Here is a 2,799-nt window from a genome sequence, read left to right as displayed (position 1 = left end):
ACCTTCGCGTGGAAGTATCGCGCCTCCAACACCAAGGCCCGCTACGAGCCGAAGTGGTCCCACTCGACGGCGATCGAGGTGGTGGTTTGGTCGATCCCCTGCATGATCGTGCTGGTCCTGGCGGTGCTGACCTGGCGGTCCTCGCACGCGCTGGATCCGTACAAGCCCCTGGAATCGGACGTCAAGCCGGTCACCATCCAGGCGATCTCGCTGGAYTGGAAGTGGCTGTTCATCTATCCGGAAGAGAAGGTCGCGGTCGTCAACGAGATCAAGTTCCCGGTCAACACCCCGCTGAACTTCGAGATCACCTCCGATACGGTGATGAATGCGTTCTTCATCCCGCACCTGGGCAGCATGATCTATTCGATGGCGGCGATGGAGACCAAGCTCCACCTGATCGCCAACGAGACCGGTGAATTCCCGGGCATGTCCTCGCACTACAGCGGTGCAGGCTTCGCCAAGATGCATTTCACTGCCTACTCGGTCACCGATGCGCAGTACCGCCAGTGGCTGGACCAGGTCCGTGCCGGCGAGCAGAGCCTGGACAAGGCCTCGTTCAAGGCGCTGGGTGAAGCGAAGAATTCCGAGTGGTACCCGGTCACCTACTTCGGCAAGGTTGAAGACAACCTGTTCGACTGGGTCATCGCCAAGCACATGGGCGACAACAAGCACTACGGCATGAAGCATTCCCATGCGGGTGCGGCTGCTGCCGATGCGTCCAGCCATGAAGCGCACGAGGGGCACGCCCCGAGCGACGCGCATGATGCCAAGGAATCCGGGAAGAACCTGGATGCCACCGAAGAACACGAACACGCTGGCCATGAAGGCCACATGGGTTCGGGAGAATGAACATGTTGGGAAAACTCTCTCTTGAGTCGATCCCCCACGATCCAATCGTGCTGACCACTCTGGTCGGTGCGGTGCTGGGTGGCTTGGGCGTGATGGCCCTGATCACCAAGTTCAAGCTGTGGGGCTATCTGTGGAAGGAGTGGTTCACCTCGGTGGATCACAAGAAGATCGGCGTGATGTACATCATCGTCGCSYTSRTCATGCTGCTGCGCGGYTTYKCCGACGCSATCATGATGCGTACCCAGCAGGCCATCGCCGTTGGCGGTTCCGAGGGTTACCTGCCGCCGCACCACTACGACCAGATCTTCACCGCCCACGGCGTGATCATGATCTTCTTCGTGGCGATGCCGCTGATCACCGGCCTGATGAACCTGGCCGTGCCGCTGCAGATCGGTGCGCGCGACGTCGCGTTCCCGTTCGTCAACTCGCTCAGCTTCTGGCTGTTCGTGTCCGGTGCGGTGCTGATCATGCTGTCGCTGTGGATCGGTGAATTCGCCGCCACCGGCTGGCTGGCCTTCCCGCCACTGTCGGGCATCGAGTACAGCAACAATGTAGGTATGGACTACTACATATGGGGACTACAGGTGGCGGGTCTGGGTACCACGTTGAGTGGTATCAACTTCTTCATCACCATCCTCAAGATGCGCACCCCGAGCATGAAGCTCATGCAGATGCCGGTCTTCACCTGGACCGCTCTGGTGACCAACGTGCTGATCGTCGCCGCCTTCCCGGTGCTRACCATCACCCTGGTGCTGCTGACCCTGGACCGTTACCTGGGTACGCACTTCTTCACCAATGACGGTGGCGGCAACGCCATGCTGTACATCAACCTGATCTGGATCTGGGGCCACCCGGAAGTCTATATCCTGGTGCTGCCGGCCTTCGGCGTGTTCTCCGAGGTCATCGCGACCTTCTCGCGCAAGGCCCTGTTCGGCTACAAGGGCATGGTCTACGCCACCGCCTGCATCGGCGTGCTGTCGTTCATCGTGTGGCTGCACCACTTCTTCACCATGGGYTCGGGTGCCAACGTCAATGCCTTCTTCGGCATCAYGACGATGATCATCTCCATCCCCACCGGCGTGAAGATCTTCAACTGGYTGTTCACCATGTTCCGCGGTCGCGTGCAGTTCACCACGCCCGTGCTGTGGACCATCGGCTTCATGGTCACCTTCACCATCGGCGGCATGACCGGCGTGATGCTGGCGATCCCGGCCATCGACTTCGTGCTGCACAACAGCCTGTTCCTGATCGCCCACTTCCACAACGTCATCATCGGCGGCGTGGTGTTCGGCATGTTCGCCGGCATCACCTACTGGTGGCCGAAGATGTTCGGCTTCCGCCTCAACGAGTTCTGGGGCAAGTGCGCGTTCTGGTGCTGGTTCATCGGCTTCTATGTGACCTTCATGCCGATGTACGTGCTGGGCTTCATGGGCATGACCCGTCGTCTGCAGAGCACCGTCAACCCGGCCTACGAGCCGTTCCTGCTGGTGGCCGCTGTGGGCGCCTTCATCGTGGGTGCCGGCATCCTGTGCCAGATCATCCAGGTGGCCGTGTCGATCCGCGACCGCAAGAAGACCGCCGACCTGACCGGCGACCCGTGGGATGCCCGTACGCTGGAGTGGGAAACCTCTTCGCCGCCGGCCTTCTACAACTTCGGCACCCTGCCGGAAGTCACCGAGCTGGACGATTTCTGGGAGCGCAAGCAGCGTGGTGAAGCCTGGCCGAAGCCGGCCAAGTACACCGACATCCACATGCCGCGCAACACCGGCACCGGCGTTGTCATCGGCGCCTTCAGCCTGGTGTTCGGCTTTGCGATGATCTGGCACATCTGGTGGCTGGCCATCATCGGCTTCGTCGGCATGATCGCCACGTTCATCTACCGCACCTTCGACCAGGACGTGGACTACTGGGTCCCGGCTGCCGAGGTGGAACGCATCGAGAACGAACACC

2 protein-coding genes are annotated in these 2,799 nt (G+C 60.9%); both read left to right on the top strand.

Annotation, left to right across the window (positions count from 1 at the left end):
- On the top strand, nt 1–849 hold an 849-nt coding region (cyoA, locus tag AC1VAN_RS17380), incomplete at its 5' end, for a ubiquinol oxidase subunit II (protein ID WP_480986299.1).
- 2 nt (nt 850–851) lie between these two features.
- Nucleotides 852–2,799, top strand: a 1,948-nt coding sequence (cyoB, locus tag AC1VAN_RS17375; RefSeq protein WP_480986298.1) for a cytochrome o ubiquinol oxidase subunit I, incomplete at its 3' end; no start/stop codon positions are given.

Source organism: Stenotrophomonas sp. 05L44_2 (assembly GCF_056665995.1).
The sequence above is the reverse complement of the archived record's forward strand: the minus strand, read 5'-3'. Positions and strand labels throughout refer to the sequence as shown.